Annotated in this window: 16 protein-coding genes; 13 read left to right on the plus strand and 3 right to left on the minus strand. The window is 63.5% G+C overall.

What is annotated here, in order from left to right; all coding sequences use genetic code 11:
• Positions 1 to 47: 47 nt before the first annotated feature.
• The 3 genes from WS57_RS26095 to WS57_RS26105 form a co-directional block, all read right to left on the minus strand.
• Positions 48 to 1,733, minus strand: a complete 1,686-nt coding sequence (locus WS57_RS26095) for a ShlB/FhaC/HecB family hemolysin secretion/activation protein (RefSeq protein WP_009689663.1) — start codon at positions 1,731 to 1,733, stop codon at positions 48 to 50.
• Positions 1,734 to 1,876: 143 nt separating this feature from the next.
• Complete coding sequence (locus tag WS57_RS26100; protein ID WP_069245052.1) at positions 1,877 to 3,226, minus strand: collagen-like triple helix repeat-containing protein; 1,350 nt, start codon at positions 3,224 to 3,226, stop codon at positions 1,877 to 1,879.
• Between the two features lie 40 nt (positions 3,227 to 3,266).
• Positions 3,267 to 4,934: a collagen-like triple helix repeat-containing protein gene (locus tag WS57_RS26105; protein ID WP_059515008.1), complete on the minus strand. Its 1,668-nt coding sequence runs from the start codon at positions 4,932 to 4,934 to the stop codon at positions 3,267 to 3,269.
• Positions 4,935 to 5,615: 681 nt separating this feature from the next.
• Between WS57_RS26105 and WS57_RS36250 the strand changes: the two genes are divergently transcribed.
• The 13 genes from WS57_RS36250 to WS57_RS26170 all read left to right on the plus strand — a co-directional run bounded on the left by WS57_RS36250 (position 5,616) and on the right by WS57_RS26170 (position 18,778).
• Positions 5,616 to 5,810, plus strand: coding sequence for a Flp family type IVb pilin (locus WS57_RS36250; protein WP_081056728.1), 195 nt, complete (start codon positions 5,616 to 5,618; stop codon positions 5,808 to 5,810).
• A 68-nt stretch (positions 5,811 to 5,878) separates the two neighbouring features.
• Positions 5,879 to 6,376: an A24 family peptidase gene (locus WS57_RS26110; protein WP_069245053.1), complete on the plus strand. Its 498-nt coding sequence runs from the start codon at positions 5,879 to 5,881 to the stop codon at positions 6,374 to 6,376.
• Positions 6,376 to 6,903, plus strand: coding sequence for a TadE/TadG family type IV pilus assembly protein (locus WS57_RS36255; protein WP_081055830.1), 528 nt, complete (start codon positions 6,376 to 6,378; stop codon positions 6,901 to 6,903). The genes WS57_RS26110 and WS57_RS36255 overlap by 1 nt, the downstream gene beginning before the upstream one ends.
• A gap of 85 nt (positions 6,904 to 6,988) precedes the next feature.
• Positions 6,989 to 7,924 (plus strand): Flp pilus assembly protein CpaB, encoded by a 936-nt coding sequence (cpaB, locus tag WS57_RS26120; RefSeq protein WP_059601545.1) that lies wholly within the window; start codon positions 6,989 to 6,991, stop codon positions 7,922 to 7,924.
• A gap of 64 nt (positions 7,925 to 7,988) precedes the next feature.
• Positions 7,989 to 9,320, plus strand: a complete 1,332-nt coding sequence (locus WS57_RS26125) for a type II and III secretion system protein family protein (protein WP_059515005.1) — start codon at positions 7,989 to 7,991, stop codon at positions 9,318 to 9,320.
• A gap of 60 nt (positions 9,321 to 9,380) precedes the next feature.
• Positions 9,381 to 10,655 (plus strand): pilus assembly protein, encoded by a 1,275-nt coding sequence (locus WS57_RS26130; RefSeq protein ID WP_009695457.1) that lies wholly within the window; start codon positions 9,381 to 9,383, stop codon positions 10,653 to 10,655.
• Between the two features lie 3 nt (positions 10,656 to 10,658).
• Entirely contained in the window at positions 10,659 to 12,017 is a 1,359-nt protein-coding gene (locus WS57_RS26135) for a CpaF family protein (RefSeq protein WP_009695458.1), read from the plus strand.
• Positions 12,010 to 13,005, plus strand: a complete 996-nt coding sequence (locus WS57_RS26140; RefSeq protein ID WP_069245054.1) for a type II secretion system F family protein — start codon at positions 12,010 to 12,012, stop codon at positions 13,003 to 13,005. Before WS57_RS26135 ends, WS57_RS26140 begins: the two co-directional genes overlap by 8 nt.
• A gap of 4 nt (positions 13,006 to 13,009) precedes the next feature.
• Complete coding sequence (locus tag WS57_RS26145) at positions 13,010 to 14,005, plus strand: type II secretion system F family protein (RefSeq protein WP_059601549.1); 996 nt, start codon at positions 13,010 to 13,012, stop codon at positions 14,003 to 14,005.
• A gap of 18 nt (positions 14,006 to 14,023) precedes the next feature.
• Positions 14,024 to 14,866, plus strand: a complete 843-nt coding sequence (locus WS57_RS26150; protein ID WP_009695462.1) for a Flp pilus assembly protein — start codon at positions 14,024 to 14,026, stop codon at positions 14,864 to 14,866.
• Between the two features lie 20 nt (positions 14,867 to 14,886).
• Positions 14,887 to 15,213 carry a DUF3613 domain-containing protein gene (locus WS57_RS26155; RefSeq protein WP_059514999.1) on the plus strand — a complete coding sequence of 109 codons (327 nt, stop codon included), beginning with the start codon at positions 14,887 to 14,889 and terminating at the stop codon, positions 15,211 to 15,213.
• A gap of 11 nt (positions 15,214 to 15,224) precedes the next feature.
• Entirely contained in the window at positions 15,225 to 17,279 is a 2,055-nt protein-coding gene (locus tag WS57_RS36260) for a pilus assembly protein TadG-related protein (RefSeq protein ID WP_081056729.1), read from the plus strand.
• Between the two features lie 107 nt (positions 17,280 to 17,386).
• Positions 17,387 to 18,778: a sigma 54-interacting transcriptional regulator gene (locus WS57_RS26170; protein WP_040127269.1), complete on the plus strand. Its 1,392-nt coding sequence runs from the start codon at positions 17,387 to 17,389 to the stop codon at positions 18,776 to 18,778.
• Positions 18,779 to 18,791 lie beyond the last annotated feature (13 nt).

Consider the following 18,791-nt stretch of genomic DNA (forward strand, 5'->3'; position numbering starts at 1 on the left):
GACTCTAATCGAAACAGCCCGCTGTCAGGCGGGCTGTCCGCAGACGATCAGTTCAACTGATACGAGAAGGCGGCGTTCACGCGCGGGCTGCGCGAAGCACTTTCGACGGGCGCATCGCCGACCGGCTTCGCGACGGACAGGTCGAGGCTGTAGTAACGGCTGTCCGTGAGCCGCACGCCGAGGCCGACCGACGACAGTCGGTTCGGCAGCGGCGTGCCGGCATGCAGGTACACGCGCGCCATGTCGTAGGCGATATACGGCGTAACCGATTTCAGGTAAGTCCAGCCCGGCGAGAATGCGCGATTGACCTCCAGCGACATCCCCCATCCCGAATCGCCCGAGGTCTCGCCCGGTTGGTAGCCGAGCGCATAGCGCGTCGAGCCGAACGAGATCTGTTCCGAGGTCGGCAGCGAGTCGGGGCTGTATTGCCCGGTGAGCGAGATCGACGTGCCGATCCGGAACGGCCATTCGTTGGTCTGCGTGAAGGTCGCGCCGGTGCGCACGAAGGTCAGCGAGACCGGGTCGGCATACGTCGTCGCGACGCCGTTGCTCATGCCGATCTGCGATTTCGATGCACCGAGGATATCGAACGCCTTGGCGACGTTGACGCTCAGCTTGCGCACCTGTTTCGGCTGGACGCTCGTGTAGTCGAGCTGCAGTTGCAGCACGCGCACCTGCGACCGGTTGTCGAGCGTGGCGCCGGTGATCTGGTTCTGGTAGTTGTCCTCGTTGTGCGACGCATAGCCGGACACCGTGCCGAGCAGGCTGCGCTGGTTGTTCAGCAACAGCGGATAGGAGGCCGAAAGACCCAGCTTCTCGTTCTTGACGGTACGCTGGATGTACGACGGCAGCCCCGGGTTGTCGGTCGGCTTGCCGCGGTACGTGCTGGCGTCGACGCGCGTGACGAGGCCGCTGCTGCCGACGGGCACCGAGCCGCTGAACGCGACGTAGGTCTGCTTGTCGCGTCCCGGCGGTGCGAGCGCGGAGATGCTCAGTTGCTCGCCGAACGACGTGAGGCCGTTTTCGGTCGCGGTGATGAGGCCCTGGACGCCCGGGTGATTGAAATCGATACCGGTACTGATGTTGAACGGCTTGCGGTCGACGGCGAGCTCGAGGGTCGTCGCGCCGTCGGTCGTTTGCGGCGGCGGCACGTTGGCTTTCACGCTGACGCCGGGCAGCAGGCCGAACGTATTGACGTAGCGTTCGAACGTCGCGCGACGCAGCGGACGATCGGCCGTGATGTGCGCGGCGATCGCGCGAATCTTCGATTCCATCGCGCCGGGCTTGCCGGTGACCTTCACGTCCGACACATAGCCTTCGACGACCGTGACGCGCACGACGCCGTTCTCGAAGGTCTGCGCGGGAATGAACGCGAACGACAGCGCGTAGCCGCGATCCTGGTACAGCTTCGTCACGCCGTTGGCGGTCTCGATCAGCTCGCCGATCGTGATGTCCTTGCCGACGAGCGGCGTGAAGCGGCGCGAGATCTCGTCGAACGGCACCGACTTCACGCCTTCGACCTGAAACGTCGTCGGCGTCAGGTGACGCGACAGCAGCTCCTGCAACTGCGGCGCCTGCGGTGCGACCTGCACGGTCACGTTCGGGCCGGTTTTCGGGGCGTTGATCTGGGGGAGGGAATCGAGCGGATTGCCCGCGACGCGCGTTTGCGCATGGGCGGTGCCTGCTGCCGCGACGGCGAGCAGCAGCATCCATCTGTCGAGTCTGGATTTCATTGTTTTTCCTCGTAGGCCTTGCTTTCTCGTCTTCTCATGCCGACGCGCGACACCCGCAGGTGTCGCGCGCCGTGTGCCGCATTGCCGGTTTTGTTGGTACGGCCGCGTCGTTCGCTCCGGCTGCGAACCCGCGACCGTCCTCCTTACTTGCCAACGCTACCCAGCGTGCCCAGCAACCCCGTGACCGGCGCCAGCAGGCCCGTCGAGCTGCCGGACGATGCCGAGCCCGATACGCTGCCGACCAGCGACGTGACCGGCGCGAGCGGGTTCGACGTACCCCCGGAACCTGCTGCGCTGCCGACCGCTCCGGTGACAGTATTCAGCAAACCGGTGACGGGCGCGAGCGGATTTGCACCGCCTGCTGTGCCACCCGTTGCGCCGCCGAGCCCGCCGGTGACGGTCGACACGAGGCCGGTGACCGGGGCGAGCGGGCCGCTGCCCGAGCTGCCTGCTGCGCCGCCGAGCGCACCCGTGAGCGAGCCGAGCGGTGTCGAGCCGAGGCCGGACAGCAGGCCGCCGAGCGGATTGGTCGAGCTGGAGCCCGACGACGTGCCGTTCTGGACCGTCGCCGACGAGCCACCGACGAGGCTGGTGATCAGCCCGGGGATCGGCGCTGCGCCGTTCGGGCCGTTCGGGTTGACGAGGCCGCCCGCGTTGGTGACCGTGTTGCCGACCGCGGTGACGAGCTGGCCGACATCGCCGACGAGCGGTTGATTCGACGTGCTGCCGACCTGCTTGCCGGCCGAGCTGATCGCGCCGCCGATCTGGCCGAGCAGGCCCGAGACGGGCTGGCCGATGCCGGTCGTCGTGCCGACCTGCTGCGTGACCTGGCCGGCGGTGATCACCAGCGGCGTGATCGCCGAGCTGAGCGGCTGCGTGACCTGCTGCACGGCGCCCGACGACAGCGTCGAGCCGACCGTCGTGCCTGCGGCGCTGAGCCCGTTGGCGACCGTGTCGAGCACGGTGCCGACCGGCGTCGTGACCGGTGCGAGCGGCGCGAGCGGACCCGTGCCGAGCGCCTTGACCGTCGAGCTGAGGCCCGACACCGTGTTGCTCGTCGCGCCGACGACGTTGCCGAGACCGGCGACCGTCGTGCCGACCGGGTCTTTCGTGGAGCCGATCTGTCCGAGGCCGTTGCTCACGGCATCGGCGGCGGCGCCGACGATCGTGCCGGTGCTCGACAGCGTGCTGCCGACACCCTTGGTCACGCCGTCGCCGAGACCGGGCAGGCTGATGTTGCCGACCGTGCTGCCAAGGTCGGTGGCGGTCTGGCCGACCGTGCTGACGACACCCTTGGTGCCGGTCGACGTGCCGCTGGTGCCGCTCGTGGTCGGCGTACCGTTCGTGCTCGGGTTGCCGCCGGTGCTGCTGGTCGGCGGCGAACTCACGCCGTTGCCGCCGCAGGCAGCCAGCAGGCAGGCCGCGGCGAACGCGGTGAGGGGGACGCGCCACTGATGCAGGGCGACCGTCGTGAGGGAACGTTGCTGGGACATGATGGCTCCTCGCAGTCTTTATCGATGAATGGATGTCTGGTTACTTGCCGTGCGTGCCGCCGAGCAGGCCGCCGATCAGCGACGTGACGGGCGAGAGCAGATTCGACGACGAGCCCGAGTTGGTGACCGCGCCCGTGCCGCCGGTGAGCGCCGGTGCGCCGGCCGTCGCGCTGCCGACCGTGCCAGTGACCGTCGAGACGACGTTCGTGACAGGCGCGAGCGGGCTGCTGGTGCCGCCCGTTGCACCGCCGAGTGCGCCGGTGACAGTGCCGAGCAGGCCGGTGACAGGCGCCAGCGGGCCGCCGCCGGTGCCGCCCGCTGCGCCGCCCAGTGCACCGGTGACGGTGGAAACGAGGCCCGTGACAGGGGCGAGCGGGCTGCCGGTGCCGCCCGTTGCACCGCCGAGTGCGCCGGTGACAGTGCCGAGCAGGCCGGTGACCGGCGCCAGCGGGCCGCCACTGCCGCCCGCTGCGCCGCCGAGTGCGCCGGTGACGGTGGAAACGAGGCCGGTGACCGGAGCCAGCGGGCCACCGCCGGTGCCGCCCGCGACGCCGCCGAGCGAGCCGGTGACGGTGCCGAGCAGGCCGGTGACGGGAGCCAGCGGGCCGCCGCTGGTACCGCCCGCTGCGCCACCGATCGAGCCGAGCAGGCCGGTAATCGGCGCGAGCGGGTTGGTGACGCCGCCGGTGCCGCCCGTGAGCAGGCCGCCGACCGCCTTCACGGTATTGCCCGTTGCCGAGACGGTGTTGCCAAGACCGGTCGTGACGGGGTTGCCGCCGGTCGACGCGAGCAGCGCGCCGGCCTGGTTCAGGCCATTGCCGACCGTACCCAGCAGCGTGTTGACCGGCGCGCCGAGGCCGGTGACCGTGCCGACCGTCTGCGTCGTCTGGCCGACCATCGTCGTGATCGGCGTGATGGCCGAGCTGACCGTCTGCGTGACCTGCTGGATCGGGCCCGTCGACAGGACGTTGCTGAGCGTGTTGCCGCCGTTCGACACGGCGTTGCCGACCGTCGACACGAGGCCGCCGACGGCGCCCGTGACAGGCGCGAGCGGCGACAGCGGGCCGCTGCCGAGGCTCGATACCAGCGCGCCGGTCTGCGTGACCGCGCCGCCGAGTTGATTGACTACGCCGCCCGTGCTGGCGACGGTCACGCCGACCGGATCCTTGGTGGCGCCGAGCTGGCCGAGGCCGTTGCCGAGCCCGTTGCCGAGCGCGGTAACCGCGCCGCCGACGCTTTGTACGACGCCGCCTGCGGCTTGCGCCGTGGCGGGGCTGACGCCGGGCAGCGACTGGTTGGCGATGACGGAGCCGAGACCGGACACGGTCGAGCCGGCGCCGGTGACGATATTGCTGCTGCTTGCGAGGACTGTTCCCACTGCGTTCGACGACACACCGGAGGTGCCGCTCGTGCCGCTGGTCGTTCCGCTCGTGTTCCCGCTCGTCGAGCCGCTGGTGCTACCGCTCGTCGAACCGCTCGTGCTGCCGCTGGTCGAGCCGCTGGTGCTGCCGGACGTCGAACCCGACGTGCCGCCGGACGTGCCGCCGCCCGTCGTGGAGATGTCGCCGCCACCCGAGCTCGAGCCGCCGCCGAGGCCCTTGCTGACCGAACCGGAACCGCCGCACGCGGAGAGGGAAAGCATGGCTGCCACGGTGGCCGCGATCAAAGTCGTCCGGAGCGTGCCATGAGGGATAACCAGAATGTCCATTTCGTCCTCGCATTAAAAGCTGTGTTGTGTTGAGTGATGCGCGGACTACTCTGCAACTGTCGTGCCATTTCGATGACCGGCGGCACGGACGACGTTTTAAACGAGGTAATTCCTTGAGGGAAAAGGGAGTTAGGGAAATTGAAAGAGTGTTGAATCTTTTCAAATCCCCCTGGATGAGAATGATTCCGGGCGTTTCGTAACGTAACGTCACATCATTGGCGTTACGCTTGCAACGTAACGTGGGCGGCTACGAGAGGGCCGCCAGGAGGTCTGTCGCGGGGTGCATTGTTTTACTGGTGGAATAGGTGTGCACATCTAACCTATCGTAAGTCCTATGTGTAAGTCGTACCGAAACGCCGTACAAATACGTTGCGCACCTGGAAAAATTTTTCGATCCGGACCGTAAAAAAGGGGTTGGAAAATATCGAGGATCGGATATAAGATTCGGGACAGGTGTAAGCAAATGTACAGGTCAGTACACAACGTTCGAGGAGGACTCCTATCGCGAATGTTAACTTGCATCAAGTACCGTGAAGTGCCCTTCGGGGCGACCTATAAAGAAGTGCACCCGGTCGTCGTTATAGCAGTCATGGCGAACGACGTGGGGCAAGCGGCCAGTTGTACGGGGAAGTAGAACGTATAAAAGGCCAGAGTACATACATAAAGGCACGAGGAAACAAAATGAAAGCAATTATCAAGCGCTTCCTGAAGGAAGAAGACGGGGTAACCGCGATCGAGTATGGGTTGATTGCGGGGTTGGTCGCAATCGCTCTGATTGCGGGGTTGAGTAACCTCAGTGGTGGTTTAAACGGCCTGTTCAATCAAGTTGCTGCCCAAGTGTGTAGCGGCACTAGCTGCACTAATACAAATAAATAATTTCGGAGCGGGCGGCAGGCAGGTTGGTGGATGTTTGCTTGCGGCCCGCCTGAAGACGGGCTATCTCCGTGCAGCGTCTATTTTTCGCCGGAATTTTTCTGGTGTGGGCTTCGTTCGTCGGGATCTGTGACGTTCGTTTCCGGCGCATTCAGAATCCGCTTGTGTTCGCGGGATTGATTGGCGCGTTCGTATGCGGAGCCGTGAATGAAAATCCTTTCGGAACGTCCATAACTCAGGCGTTGATCGGCGCATCCGTAGGCTTGATCGGCTTTTCCCCTTTCTTCGTCTTGCGTCTAATGGGCGCGGCCGATGTCAAGGTATTTGCCGTGCTCGGCGCATGGTGTGGCGGGCAAGCATTGTTATGGTTCTGGGTTGTTGCGAGCATTGCCGCGGGGTTGCACGCACTTTGGCTGATGTTTATGTCGCGTACATCGATTGTCGCGCTTTGCAGGCGCGGCACGCCGGCGATGGCGCTCGGTGGTCGTCGGGCTACGCCATATGGCGCGTTTCTCGTGCTGCCTGCTGCCGTCTGGCTTCTGCATCTTATGTTTGCGAGGGGAGTGTAATGGCTCGATGGCAGAAAACCGGCCAATCGTGCAAATGGCGACGGCAGCGAGGGGTAGCGGCGATCGAGTTCGCATTCGTGTTCCCGCTGTTCTTCCTGATTTTTTACGCGATTGTCACGTTCGGGATGATTTTTCTAATCAAACAGAACCTGACATTCGCCGCGTCCGAAGGAGCGCGCGCCGCGTTGAATTACACGTCGTCGCCGTGCGACCGGTTGAAGGCCGCAGCTACGACCGCATGCACGGCGATCAACGGTGGCAACACGCCGTGGGGAAAGTTCGCGACAGTTGCGACCCAGGTAGCCGGCGGATCGACACCGGCCGCGAATTGTGGCTCGTCGTTCACCCCGTCATCACCGAGTTCCTGCACCGCAGCGTTCACGTCGTCTTCCGCATCCCCGTTCAACGTGGTCGTGACGATGACGTACTCGTACGCGGACAAACCGGTGATCCCGTGGCTATTCATCTTTTCGGCGCCTCAATTGCAAAGCAGTGCGACGGTGCAGATTTCACCGAACATGCTTTGACGGGCGCGAACTCTTTTATATGACAGCAGCAGTCTTTGAGTCGTATCCACGCTCCAGAACCTGATTCCGGCATTCCAATATCAACATGGCCAACAATCTGACAAAAATCGTCGCGGGGTTATTGATTGCGATCGCTATTCTGCTCGGAATCTATGCGTGGATGCTGGGACGTAACACGCCACAGTCCGCGCCGGCACCGCAGGCCGTTGCCGTAAACCCGGTGCCTGTCGTGATCGCCACGCGTACGCTGCCAGTGGGCCAACCGATCGCCGCCGACGCATTGAAGATCCAACCGATCGCCCCGGCGCCGGCGGGCGCGTATACAGACCCAGCCGCACTGGTTGGCCGGGTTCCCGCGAGAGATATCCCAGCATCGGCGCCGGTCGTCTCCGACGCGTTGGTGTCTGGGCTTGCCGAGGACGTTCAACCCGGCGAACGTGCGATCGCAGTTCGCGTCGACGAAACCAACGCTGTCGGCAACCGATTGCGGCCCGGCAACTTCGTGGACGTGTTTCTGAACCTGAAGCGCGAAGGTAACTCGATGCTCGACGGCGAAGTCTCGCAGACCCAAGCGCGGCTCCTGATGTCGAGGGTCCGTGTGTTGTCGTTCGGCGATGCGACGCCGGATCGCGACAGCGGCAACAACACGAACGGCAGTAACGGTCAGCCCAGCGGCGTGCGTATCGCGGTGCTCGCGGTGCCGACTGCACAGGTCGATGCGCTGACGCTCGGCGAGTCGAGCGGTCGCCTGACGCTTGCGCTGCGTAATCCGCGCGATGACGAACTTGCGGTGCAGACGGTCGCGGTACGCACGGACAACAAGCTGTCGCCGTCGGCGCTTGCCGCGGCCGGGGTGTCGCTGCAACAACTGTCCGGCACGCCGAAAAGCGCCGTGTCCAACATGAATGTGCCGCCGTTGCCGGCGCGTCTGCCGCCGGCGGTGCGGACCGTAGGGGGGAGCGGTAGCGGCAACAGCATCGAAGTGATCCGCGGCGGCCGGTCGGAAACGGTTGCGTACTGAAAGAAATCGATGGCCATCGATATCAGCGACGACAAGTAGAGGCCGTGCGACGGTCTACCAAACAATGAAAAACACACTGATTGCATTTGCGATAGCTATCTGCACCATGACCTTCGCATCGCTCGCGAGCGCGAGCGGCACGATCGAACTCGCGGTCGGCGCGCAGCGGCAGATTTCGGCCGGCCGTTCGCTGCAGCGGGTTGCGGTCGGCGACCCGGCGATCGCCGATGTACTGATCATGAAGGGCAGTCGTTCCGGCTCGGTGCTGCTGACCGCCAAAGCGCCCGGTGCGACGAACGTGATGTTGTGGGAGCGTGGCCGCGACGAGCCGACGGTCTGGAGCGTCGAGGTCGTGGACGCGGCCGCGCACGCGGTGCTCGACGATTCCACGCCGCGCGTGAATGCGTACGGAGGAACGGCGGTGCTGCGGGGAACGTCGGCATCGCTCGATGCCCACGAGCGTGCAGTAGCAGTTGGCAAGAACATGGCAGGAAAAGGCGCAGTGATCGACCGCTCCACACTAGCTGGCAAGAACGTCGTGCAAGTCGACGTCCGCGTCGTCGAATTCAGCCGTTCGGTGCTCAAGCAGGTCGGCTTCAATTTCTTTAAACAAAGCAATGGATTCTCGTTCGGTTCTTTTTCGCCGGGCGGCGTGCAGTCGTATGGCGGCGGATCCGGTCCGGGTACAGCGGGGTACATTCCGACGCTCGGCTCGCCTGTTGCGTCCGCGTTCAACCTCGTCGTGAACGCGGCGGGGCACGGCATCTTTGGTGATCTGTCGTTGCTCGAAGCGAACAATCTCGCGCGCGTGCTGGCCGAGCCGACGCTCGTTGCACTGTCTGGTCAAAGCGCAAGCTTCCTCGCAGGCGGCGAAATTCCGTTTCCGTCGCCCCAGGGGCTTGGCTCGACCGCGATCCAGTGGAAGCAATACGGTATCGGGCTCTCGCTGACGCCGACGGTGCTGAGCCCGCAGCGGATTGCGCTGAAGGTCGCGCCGGAATCGAGCCAGCTCGATTACGTGAACAGTGTGACGATCAGCGGCGTTTCGGTGCCCGGGATCACGACCCGCCGCGCCGATACGACGGTCGAGCTCGGCGACGGCGAGAGCTTCGTGATTGGTGGGCTGATCGACCGCCAGACGATGTCGAACGTCAGCAAGGTACCGCTGCTCGGCGACCTGCCGATCATCGGCACGTTCTTCAAGAATCTGAACTACCAGCAGAACGACAAGGAATTGCTGATCATCGTGACGCCGCATCTTGTGGCACCGATCGCGAAGGGCGCGGCATTGCCGGCAACGCCTGGCGAACTGTCGGAGCAGCGTGACGGGCCGGTCTGGCGATCGTATCTGGGTGGTGTGGCGTCGCCCGACGCCGCGCCGGGATTTTCGAAATGAATGCGAAGCATTGCGCATGGCGGCGCACCGCTACGCCTTGCGTAATCGGGGGTGTTCGACATGAATGCACGAACCCAATCATTGTGTGAACCCGCCGTGACCGACTATTTCGTTTGCGCGTCGTCGAAGGAGGCGCACGTCCGTTGGCTCGCCGATACGCTCGTGTCGGCCGGTGCGGTCGAGGCTGCCTCGCTCGAACCGGGCGTGCTCGCCCAGCGCATCACGGGCATCAATCCGGCGCTGGTGTTCATCGATTTCTCGGAAGGCAGCGAAGCGGCGAGCGTGGCCGCCGCCATGGTGCGTGCCGCCCATCCGGGGCTGCCGATCGTTGCGCTCGGCTCGCTCGCACAGCCGGAGAGCACGCTTGCCGCGCTGCGCGCCGGCGTGCGCGATTTCATCGATGTGTCGGCGCCGGCCGAAGAAGCGCTACGGACGACACGCGGCTTGCTCGCGAACGTCGGCGAGCCGGCCAGTCGACATGGCAAGGTCGTTGCGTTGCTCGGTGCGCGCGCCGGGATGGGCGTGAGCACACTCGCGGCGAATCTCGCGGTCTGGCTGCAGAAGCGTGCGCTCGGCCCGGGCGCGGCCGCTGCGGACGGCGGCAGCGTGCCGGCGGGGCGCCAGACCGCGCTCGTCGATCTGGGGCTGCCTGCCGGCGATGCCACGCTGTTCCTGAATACGCGCTGCGAATTCCATTTCGTCGACGCAGTTCAAAATCTGCGCCGCATCGATCGCACGTTCGTGAATACCGCACTGACCCGACACCAGAGCGGCGTCGCGTTGACGACGCTGCCACCCGATCTCGGCGGCTTGCGCGAGGTGTCGTATGCATCGTGTATCGGTCTGCTGAACCGGTTTCGCGCGTTCTTCGACCAGCAGGTCGTCGACCTCGGCGGGTTTTCGAACCGCGAGTTCGTGACGCAGATTGCCGCTTCTGCCGACGAAGCGTGGCTCGTCTGCGATCAGGGTGTCGCGTCGATCGTATCCGCGGCCGACCTGGTTACCGGGCTGCGCGATGCCGGCATCGACACCGATCGTGTAAAGCTCGTCGTCAACCAGTACGACGCCGATCTCAACCTGATGCCGGGGCAAATCGCCGAGCGTCTCGGGCTGTCGCTGGTCGGTACGCTGCCGGCGCGTCGCGTTGCGATCGGCCAGGCCGCGAATCAGGGGCGGCTGATCATCGATGTGGCGGAACGCGATCCGTACGTGCGGGCGCTCGAGTCGCTCGCCACGCGGTTGCCCGGTGTGTCGGGCATGGCGGGCACGTCGCGCGTCGCCCCGGGTCTGTCCGCACTGAAACGTTTCATTCAACCTTCGTCCAAGCGGTCGTAAGCGATGGCACACGACATTCAATTCGCCGACGGCGCAGCGCCGTTCTCCCAGACGCAGCAATTCCACGACATCAAGAATGCCGCGCACGAGCATCTGCTGACGCGCATCGAGGAACTCGGCGCCGAGTTTGGCCGATGGTCCCGCCAGGCGATCAACCAGTTCGTCGATCTGGAGGTCGACAGCTTCGTGCGCCTGCGTCGCATCCCGCTCAACGAGAACGAGGTGCGCGCGATCGCCGAGGCGTTGACGAAGGAGCTTGCCGGTTTCGGGCCGATCGAGGACTTGCTCGCGGACCCGGCGGTCGAGGACATCCTGATCAACGGCTACAACGACGTCTATGTGTCGCGTCACGGCATTCTGTCCAAGCTGCCGGTGCGGTTCACCGACAACGCGCATCTGCTGCGGATCGTGCGCCGGATCCTCGCGCCGATCGGACGTCGTCTCGACGAGTCGAATCCGATGGTCGATGCCCGGCTGCCCGACGGTGGCCGCGTGAACGTCGTGATCGAACCGCTGTCGCTCGCCGGTCCGATCGTTTCGATCCGGAAATTCCGCAAGGATCCGTTGAAGCCGTCCGACCTGCTCGGCAACGGCACGTACAACGAAGAAATCGGCGCGTTGCTCGAAGCGGCGGTCGAGGCGCGCTGCAACGTGCTCGTGTCGGGCGGCACGAGTTCCGGCAAGACGTCGCTGCTCAACGCGCTCGCATTCCATATTCCCGAGGGCGAGCGTGTCGTGACGATCGAGGACACGGCCGAACTGTCGCTGAACCACCCGCACGTCGTGCGTCTGGAGAGCCGCCCGGGCGGTTTCGACGGAACGGGCGTCGTGACGATCCGCGATCTGCTGCGCAACACGCTGCGGATGCGGCCGGACCGGATCATCGTCGGCGAAGTGCGTGGCGGTGAAGTGCTCGAGATGCTTCAGGCGATGAACACGGGCCACGACGGTTCGATGGGCACCGTGCACGCAAGCTCGCCGCGCGAGTGCCTGTATCGCCTCGAGATGCTGGCGGGCTTTGCCGGTTTTCAAGGCACCGAGTCGAGCCTGCGCCGGCAGATCGCGAATGCGATCGACTTCATCGTGCAGATCGGGCGTTTGTCGAATGGGCGGCGTCGGATCTTGTCGATTACCGAAGTGACCGGCCTGTCCGACAACATCATCGCGACGCAGGAACTCTATCGCTACGAAGCACGCGTGACGCCGGAAGGCGAGGAGATCGATCACTGGGAGTCGCTCGGCATCCATCCGCATTCGCCGAAGCTGGTGCGCTTCCGGCAGGCGCTGGCGAATACCGGATTCGGTGGCGGTGGCGGCTTTGGCGGTAGCGGATTCGGTCGCGGCGGAGGCTTCAATGTATAGCCCGATGATCTGGGTGCTGGTGGTCGCGATGCTATGTGTGGCGTCGGCACTCATGTTATGGCGACACGCAGAGACGCGACGCGTGCGAGCCGATGCGAAGCGATTTATCGACAGCCGGGTTGAACCTGGTGGACGCGCGCCGGTATCGGCCCCGCGATCGGCCGCCTCCCGTGGCGCGCGTACAGTAGAACTGTCCGGCGATGGGCCTCGCAGTATGGTGTCGGGTGCGTTCTGGGCGCATTGGTATGCCGTGGCCGCGGAATACCTCGGCAACCTCGTTAGCCGCGCGGGCATCGAAGGCGCGCGCGGAAAAGCGATTACCGCGCTTGTCGTACTCGTTGCAATTGCGGCAATCGCAGGCAGTCGTGGCGGCGTGCTCGCGTGTTTCGCGGCGATTGCATGCGGGAGTGCAGTGTTCGGCGTCTGGCTTGCGTCTCGAATCCAGCGGCGGCGGCTGAAAATCGTCCGGCAGATACCGTCGTTTCTCGACGGGATCGTGCGACTGGTGACGCTCGGTAACAGCGTACCGGCTGCATTCCAGGCCGCGCTACTGACGACGGAGGAGCCGCTACGAGGCTGCCTCGATCACGTATCCCGGATGCTGCGCACAGGTGTCGAGATCGACCGGGCGATGCTTCATATCGCGACGATTTACCGAACCGAGGAGTTCGAGCTGCTCGGGTCGGTGCTGCGGCTGTCAGTCAAGTATGGTGGCCGTGCGGACGTGATGCTGGAACGCATGGCCATTTTCATGCGGGACCTTGAGCAGGCGGAACGCGAGTTGACCGCGATGTCGGCGGAGACTCGGTTGTCGGCGTTCGTACTCGTGATGCTGCCGATCGCGATCGGCAGCTTTGTCGTCATGACCAATCCGACATATTTGCAAGGAATGTGGAACGATTCGCTTGGGCGATTGCTTCTTATGTTTGCGTTCCTGATGCAGTTGGCAGGTAGCGTGTGGCTGTATCGAATGGCTCGACTCAGGTGATGCGATGACAGCAACTCAGATCGGATCGATCGCTTTGGCGCTGGGTGCACTCGGCGTGCTGTTGTTCGGGATAGTTGCGTTGCTGCGCGCGACCGCTGCGTCGCGTGCCGAGCGTGCGCTAGTTGATGCGCTCGACCGGCGCATGGCCGCACTTGAGGCGGCCAAGGCCCGGCCCGTGTCGAATGGAGAAGCGCCTGCGAAGCCCGAGGTAAGCGGTAGTCGGCAGCGTGTTGAGCGTCTGCTCGAACGGCTTTCGGCGGCGGGGATGCGCTGGCTCGATACCGGGTTCGGCAAACACGTCGTAGCGGACGAGGATCGTCGTCTGCTTGAACAATGTGGTTATGTTGACGCGCGTTCGCGAGGATTATTTCTGAGCGCGCGGATCGCGTGTGGAATCGTGCTGCCGCTGCTGTTTGCAATATTCGCCAGTGGCCGGATGAAAGGCGGTTATTGGTTGATTGGCATGTTTGTCGCGTTCGGGCTTGGCTTCATGCTGCCCAAGTTGTACGTGCAACGCCGTGCTTCGTCTCGGCGGCAGAGTGTCGAAGATGAATTACCGCTGTTCGTCGACATGCTGCGCTTGTTGCAGGGTGTCGGACTGTCGCTCGATCAAAGCCTGCAGGTCGTGACGAACGATTTTCGCGGAATGATGCCGGTGCTGTCGTCTGAGGTTGGAATCGCGCAGCGTCAGTTCGTGGCGGGCCGTACGCGCGAGCAGTCGATGCAGCGGTTATCGGGAGGTTTCGAGAACGAGGATTTGCGTGCGATCGTGCGCCTGATGGTCCAGGTCGACAAGCACGGCGGTGCGGTGCAGGAGCCGCTCAAGCAGTTCGGCGACCGGTTGCGCGAGACGCGTCGTTCGATGCTTCGCGAGCGGATCGGCCGGCTGACGGTGAAGATGACAGGGGTGATGGTGCTGACGTTGTTGCCTGCGTTGCTCATCGTGACGGCCGGACCGGGATTTCTGGCAGTGACACGTGCGCTGGCGACGCATCATTGATGGTTGGAAGGAAAGGCGATGAAGCTGATCTGCGGAATGGTGGGGCGCGCGAGTGTGACGATGGCAGTGCTCCTGCTCGGCGCATGCGCGACCAAGGACAACGGATATGGTGTTAGCGCTCAGGCGGAGCGGGCGGCCCTGATTCAAGCGGCCGATCAGAAGCAGTCGGTGCCGGATACGCCAGCGATGTACCTGAGCCTGATTCAGCGGATGCAGGCGCAGGGACTTTACTATGCGTCGCTTGCACATATCGACGCGTACGACAAGGCGTACGGCGTGTCGCCGGATACGATTCTGCTGCGTGCGGACGCCCTGCGGATGACCGAGCAGCCGGCTGCCAGTGCGGCCGCGTATTCGCAGTTGCTGAAGACACCACTCGCTTCACGTGGCTACCGCGGGCTTGGGCTGATTGCTGGCGCCGCTGGCGATTTCGGCCGCGCCGCTCAGGCGCTGGCCCAGGCATCGGAGCTTGCGCCAACCGATGCATCGTTGTTGTCCGATCTCGCCTATGCGAGGCTGCGCAATGGCGACATCGTCGGCGCGCGCGTACCGCTGATGAAGGCGGCCGAGCTCGATCAACGCAATCCAAAGATCGTCAGCAATCTCGCGCTATACCTTATCGCGGCGGGGCGTTCACAGGATGCGCAGCGATTGATGAATCAGCAGCATTTGCCGGCAGATATCCGAAAGGACATCGGCAACGATGCCGTGAAGGTTGCAACCGCGGCACGCGTGCAACAACGTGCGGTTGCGGAACCGCCGGTGGTATCGCGACATGGCGTGAATTCTGCGATTACGCCGATGGCGAACAATTTTGGCTACGACCAGACCGTGCCGCTGCTGCAACGGTTTGCACAATGAATAGACAGGCAGGAAGCGACATGAACAACAAACATCATCGAAACCTGCGTGCAGGTCGAATCGTGGTGCTGGGCGCGATGGTATGCACGGCAATGGGCGCCGCCGCCGCATATGGACAACAGTCCGCGACGCCGATTGCGTCGGATATCGGTCGCTCGACAAAAGAATGGCTGTCTATGCAGCGCGAAAACCGCGCGGCGGCCCCGACGCAACCGATGCTGGGGGACGTTGCAACACTCGTCTATCAACGTTACCTGGACTCGTTCAAGAACAAGATTCCGGAGTCGATGGGTTCACAGATTGGTTCTGCCAACGGAACGTCTGGCGGCGGGCAGGGTGTGCAGTAGGCGAGATGACGATGCGCGCAGACCAATCATCCGTGGCTTGCCGGCGCGGCGCTGTCTGGCCGGGACGGCGCCGCCAGCGTGGCTCGTTTGCAATAACCGCTGCGATTTGGTTGGCGATCGCGATCATCGTACTTGGCGTGATCGATATCGGTCGTTTTTACGCTGAACGCCGCCAAATGCAGGCGGCGGCTGATTTGGCTGCGCTATCGGCGGTTTCGCAGGTTGCGGATAAGACTTGTCAGGCGGCGAAGGCAGCAGTCCAGCAAGTCGCAACTCCTTCAGCGAATTCCGTACCGACAAACGCCACCGTTTCCGTGTCGTGTGGTGTCTGGGCTCCGCCTCAAGGGGCCGGCGGTAGTGCGACGTTTACGCGTCTCAGTGGAGATCCGGTCGACGTCAACGGACGCTGCGATGGCTTGTCGACCGGAGGTGCAAACGGCGCTTCAGCAAATGCCGTATGCGTTACCGTGTCCGAGCCGGTGAGCGGCATTTTCCGCAGTGGAACGATCGGTGCGTCGGCCATTGCCAAGAGTACTCCGAGCGATACGTTTACGCTCACTACGTCGCTTTTGACGTTAAATGGTGGGCTGGCCAATCAGTTGCTTCAGTCGCTGACCGGTTCACCTAATGTGCTCAGCCTGAGCGCCGTTGACTATCAAGGACTGGCGCAAGTCAATCTGAAACTCGGGAGCATTCTCGCCGATTTGCCGGTCGGCACGAGCACATCTGTGCTGAACGGCACAGTGACGCTCGGCCAACTGGCCAATGCAATGGTGCAAGCCGCGACGCAGCAGAATCTGGTCGGATTGAATCTGAATGTTCTGAATGCAATCGTCGCAGGACTCTGTACCAACAATAACTGCGGGGGGCCGCAGATTGCTCTCAATCAACTGGTTTCCGCGACTGTTGCAGGCGGAAATTCCGCCGTCGATGCTAGCGTCAATGCGCTCGGATTGCTTTCGACTGCTCTGCAAGTCGCGAATGGCACGAACCCAATCATCATTAAGAGCTTGGGTGTCCAGACGCCGACCGGGCTCGCCCCGCTACTTAACGCAACGGTGTCAGGCTCCGTATCACTCGCTGGAACGCCGCCATCTACCGCCAGCGGCCCACCCGGACCGGCGAGTTGCGGAACGACTGATTGCACGACCAATACGTCGAGCGCTCAGGGGCGAGTGTTTCTTTCTACCAATATTTCCCTGTTGTCGACTTGTCCGGACGGGTCGCTCGTTTATTCCGGGAACTCGTGTTCCAATGGAAGTAAATCAGTACCACTGTTAGGCTTTAATCTGCCGGTCACCGCCTATGTCGCGCCAGCACTAGCAGGTTTGGCGTCCGTGACCTGCACGGCGAATAAGAAAACCGCAACGGTAAATACGCAGACCGGGGCGCTCGTGGTCATGATTGGCGGATCTCCGTCATCTACTCCACCGAGTCTCACCGTGCCCCCGGGTTCTCCGACATACACGCCGGATGGAAATTCAATTCAGCTCATATCGGTAAGCCTGCAGGGCCTACTGGCGCTCACGGGCCTGACGAGTTCGCCGGTACTGGCGCCTTTACTGACTCCTATCCTGGCGCTTGTTGGTCTGGACACACTTACAGTCCAGGTGAGCCTGCAAACGGGAAAGTTGGTGGTGCCCGTCGCTAATCAGAACGTGGCTCCGCTGACGTTCGAGTATTCTCTGGCAACGAATCCACCGACACTCGCATCGTCGGTGTATGCATGTCCTTCGAGTGTCAATAATCCGAACATGCTGTGCGTTGGCACCGACCAATTCCTCGCGCCTGCCACGCAGAGCTTGCTGAGTAGCAACCTCACACTGAAGCTGTCCTCGAAAGGAGGATTGTCGGGTCTTGTCGCTGCTCTGTTGAATCCGCTGCTTGATCAGTTGACGGGCCCGCTGTTGTCGCTGCTGAAGCCGATCTTGCTTCCGCTTGTCATGCAACCGATCGACTCGCTTCTGACCAGCGTCACAGGTTTGCTTGGCTTGAGTTTGGGCAATGCATACGTGACGAATACGCCGGACGCAATCAAGTGTGGTGATCCTATGCTCGTTAAATGAATATTGAGTATTTTCGGCGATGAACCGGGATGTATCTGTTTCTCCCGGACATGCTGCCGATCGGCAGCACCACGCACCTCGTCATCAACCGTAGCCGTACCCGAAGAATGAGACCCACCCACGCAATCGAAGAACTCGACCTCTACGTCTGGGAAGGCAAGGCGGACATCGTAGACCGCGTCGCCCGGTGCATGGCGAGCTTCGACGTCGAAGTGATCCGCGCCGACAACGCGGAAATCTCGGCCGAGCGCGCCGCGTTGCGGCCGTCGCTGGCGATCATCAGCGTGACGATGATCGAAACCGGCGCGGCGTTCCTGCGCGACTGGCAGGCCAACATCGGCATGCCGGTCGTCTGGGTCGGCGCGGCGCGCGATCACGACGCGTCGCAGTATCCGCCCGAGTATTCGCATATCCTGCCGCTCGACTTCACCTGCGCGGAGTTGCGCGGGATGGTCGGCAAGCTCGTCACGCAATTGCGCGCGCACGCGGCCGAAACGCTGCAGCCGACCGTCCTCGTCGCACACTCGGAATCGATGCAGGCGCTGCTGCATGAAGTCGACACCTTCGCCGACTGCGACACCAACGTGCTGCTGCACGGCGAAACCGGCGTCGGCAAGGAGCGCATCGCGCAGCTGTTGCACGAGAAACACTCGCGCTACCGGCATGGCGAATTCGTGCCGGTCAACTGCGGCGCGATTCCCGACGGCCTGTTCGAGTCGCTGTTCTTCGGGCACGCGAAAGGATCGTTCACCGGTGCGGTTGTTGCGCATAAAGGCTATTTTGAACAGGCCGCGGGCGGCACGCTGTTCCTCGATGAAGTCGGCGATCTGCCGCTTTATCAGCAGGTCAAGCTGCTGCGCGTGCTCGAGGACGGCGCGGTGCTGCGCGTCGGCGCGACGTCGCCGGTCAAGGTCGATTTCCGGCTCGTCGCGGCGAGCAACAAGAAGCTGCCGCAACTCGTGAAAGACGGGCTGTTCCGCGCGGATCTCTACTATCGGCTCGCGGTGATCGAACTGAGCATCCCGTCGCTGGAAGAGCGCGGCGCGGTCGACAAGATCGCGCTGTTCAAGTCGTTCGTCGCCGAGGTCGTCGGCGAGGAGCGGCTCGCGCAGCTGCCCGACCTGCCGTACTGGCTCGCGGACGCGGTGGCGGACAGCTATTTCCCCGGCAACGTGCGCGAGCTGCGCAATCTGGCCGAGCGCGTCGGCGTGACGGTGCGGCAGACGGGCGGCTGGGACGCCGCGCGGCTGCAGCGGCTGATCGCGCATGCGCGCAGTTCGGCGCAGCCGGTGCCGGTGGAGAGCGCGGCGGAGGTCTTCGTCGACCGCAGCAAGTGGGACATGAACGAACGCAATCGCGTGATTGCCGCGCTCGATGCGAACGGCTGGCGGCGCCAGGATACGGCGCAGCAGCTCGGCATCAGCCGCAAGGTGTTGTGGGAAAAAATGCGCAAGTATCAGATCTTCGACGAGGAACCCGAAACCCGCGAAAGCGAGTAATTAATGAGATAAA

This window comes from Burkholderia pseudomultivorans (genome assembly GCF_001718415.1).
Taxonomy (GTDB): domain Bacteria; phylum Pseudomonadota; class Gammaproteobacteria; order Burkholderiales; family Burkholderiaceae; genus Burkholderia; species Burkholderia pseudomultivorans_A.

What these genes read in the sequence shown, in the direction of transcription:
- WS57_RS26095 (WP_009689663.1), bottom strand. Translation starts at nt 1,733, where the DNA reads ATGAAATCCAGACTCGACAGATGGATGCTGCTGCTCGCCGTCGCGGCA.
- WS57_RS26100 (WP_069245052.1), bottom strand. Translation starts at nt 3,226, where the DNA reads ATGTCCCAGCAACGTTCCCTCACGACGGTCGCCCTGCATCAGTGGCGC.
- WS57_RS26105 (WP_059515008.1), bottom strand. Translation starts at nt 4,934, where the DNA reads ATGGACATTCTGGTTATCCCTCATGGCACGCTCCGGACGACTTTGATC.
- WS57_RS36250 (WP_081056728.1), top strand. Translation starts at nt 5,616, where the DNA reads ATGAAAGCAATTATCAAGCGCTTCCTGAAGGAAGAAGACGGGGTAACC.
- WS57_RS36255 (WP_081055830.1), top strand. Translation starts at nt 6,376, where the DNA reads ATGGCTCGATGGCAGAAAACCGGCCAATCGTGCAAATGGCGACGGCAG.
- cpaB (WP_059601545.1), top strand. Translation starts at nt 6,989, where the DNA reads ATGGCCAACAATCTGACAAAAATCGTCGCGGGGTTATTGATTGCGATC.
- WS57_RS26125 (WP_059515005.1), top strand. Translation starts at nt 7,989, where the DNA reads ATGAAAAACACACTGATTGCATTTGCGATAGCTATCTGCACCATGACC.
- WS57_RS26130 (WP_009695457.1), top strand. Translation starts at nt 9,381, where the DNA reads ATGAATGCACGAACCCAATCATTGTGTGAACCCGCCGTGACCGACTAT.
- WS57_RS26135 (WP_009695458.1), top strand. Translation starts at nt 10,659, where the DNA reads ATGGCACACGACATTCAATTCGCCGACGGCGCAGCGCCGTTCTCCCAG.
- WS57_RS26140 (WP_069245054.1), top strand. Translation starts at nt 12,010, where the DNA reads ATGTATAGCCCGATGATCTGGGTGCTGGTGGTCGCGATGCTATGTGTG.
- WS57_RS26145 (WP_059601549.1), top strand. Translation starts at nt 13,010, where the DNA reads ATGACAGCAACTCAGATCGGATCGATCGCTTTGGCGCTGGGTGCACTC.
- WS57_RS26150 (WP_009695462.1), top strand. Translation starts at nt 14,024, where the DNA reads ATGAAGCTGATCTGCGGAATGGTGGGGCGCGCGAGTGTGACGATGGCA.
- WS57_RS26155 (WP_059514999.1), top strand. Translation starts at nt 14,887, where the DNA reads ATGAACAACAAACATCATCGAAACCTGCGTGCAGGTCGAATCGTGGTG.
- WS57_RS36260 (WP_081056729.1), top strand. Translation starts at nt 15,225, where the DNA reads ATGCGCGCAGACCAATCATCCGTGGCTTGCCGGCGCGGCGCTGTCTGG.
- WS57_RS26170 (WP_040127269.1), top strand. Translation starts at nt 17,387, where the DNA reads ATGAGACCCACCCACGCAATCGAAGAACTCGACCTCTACGTCTGGGAA.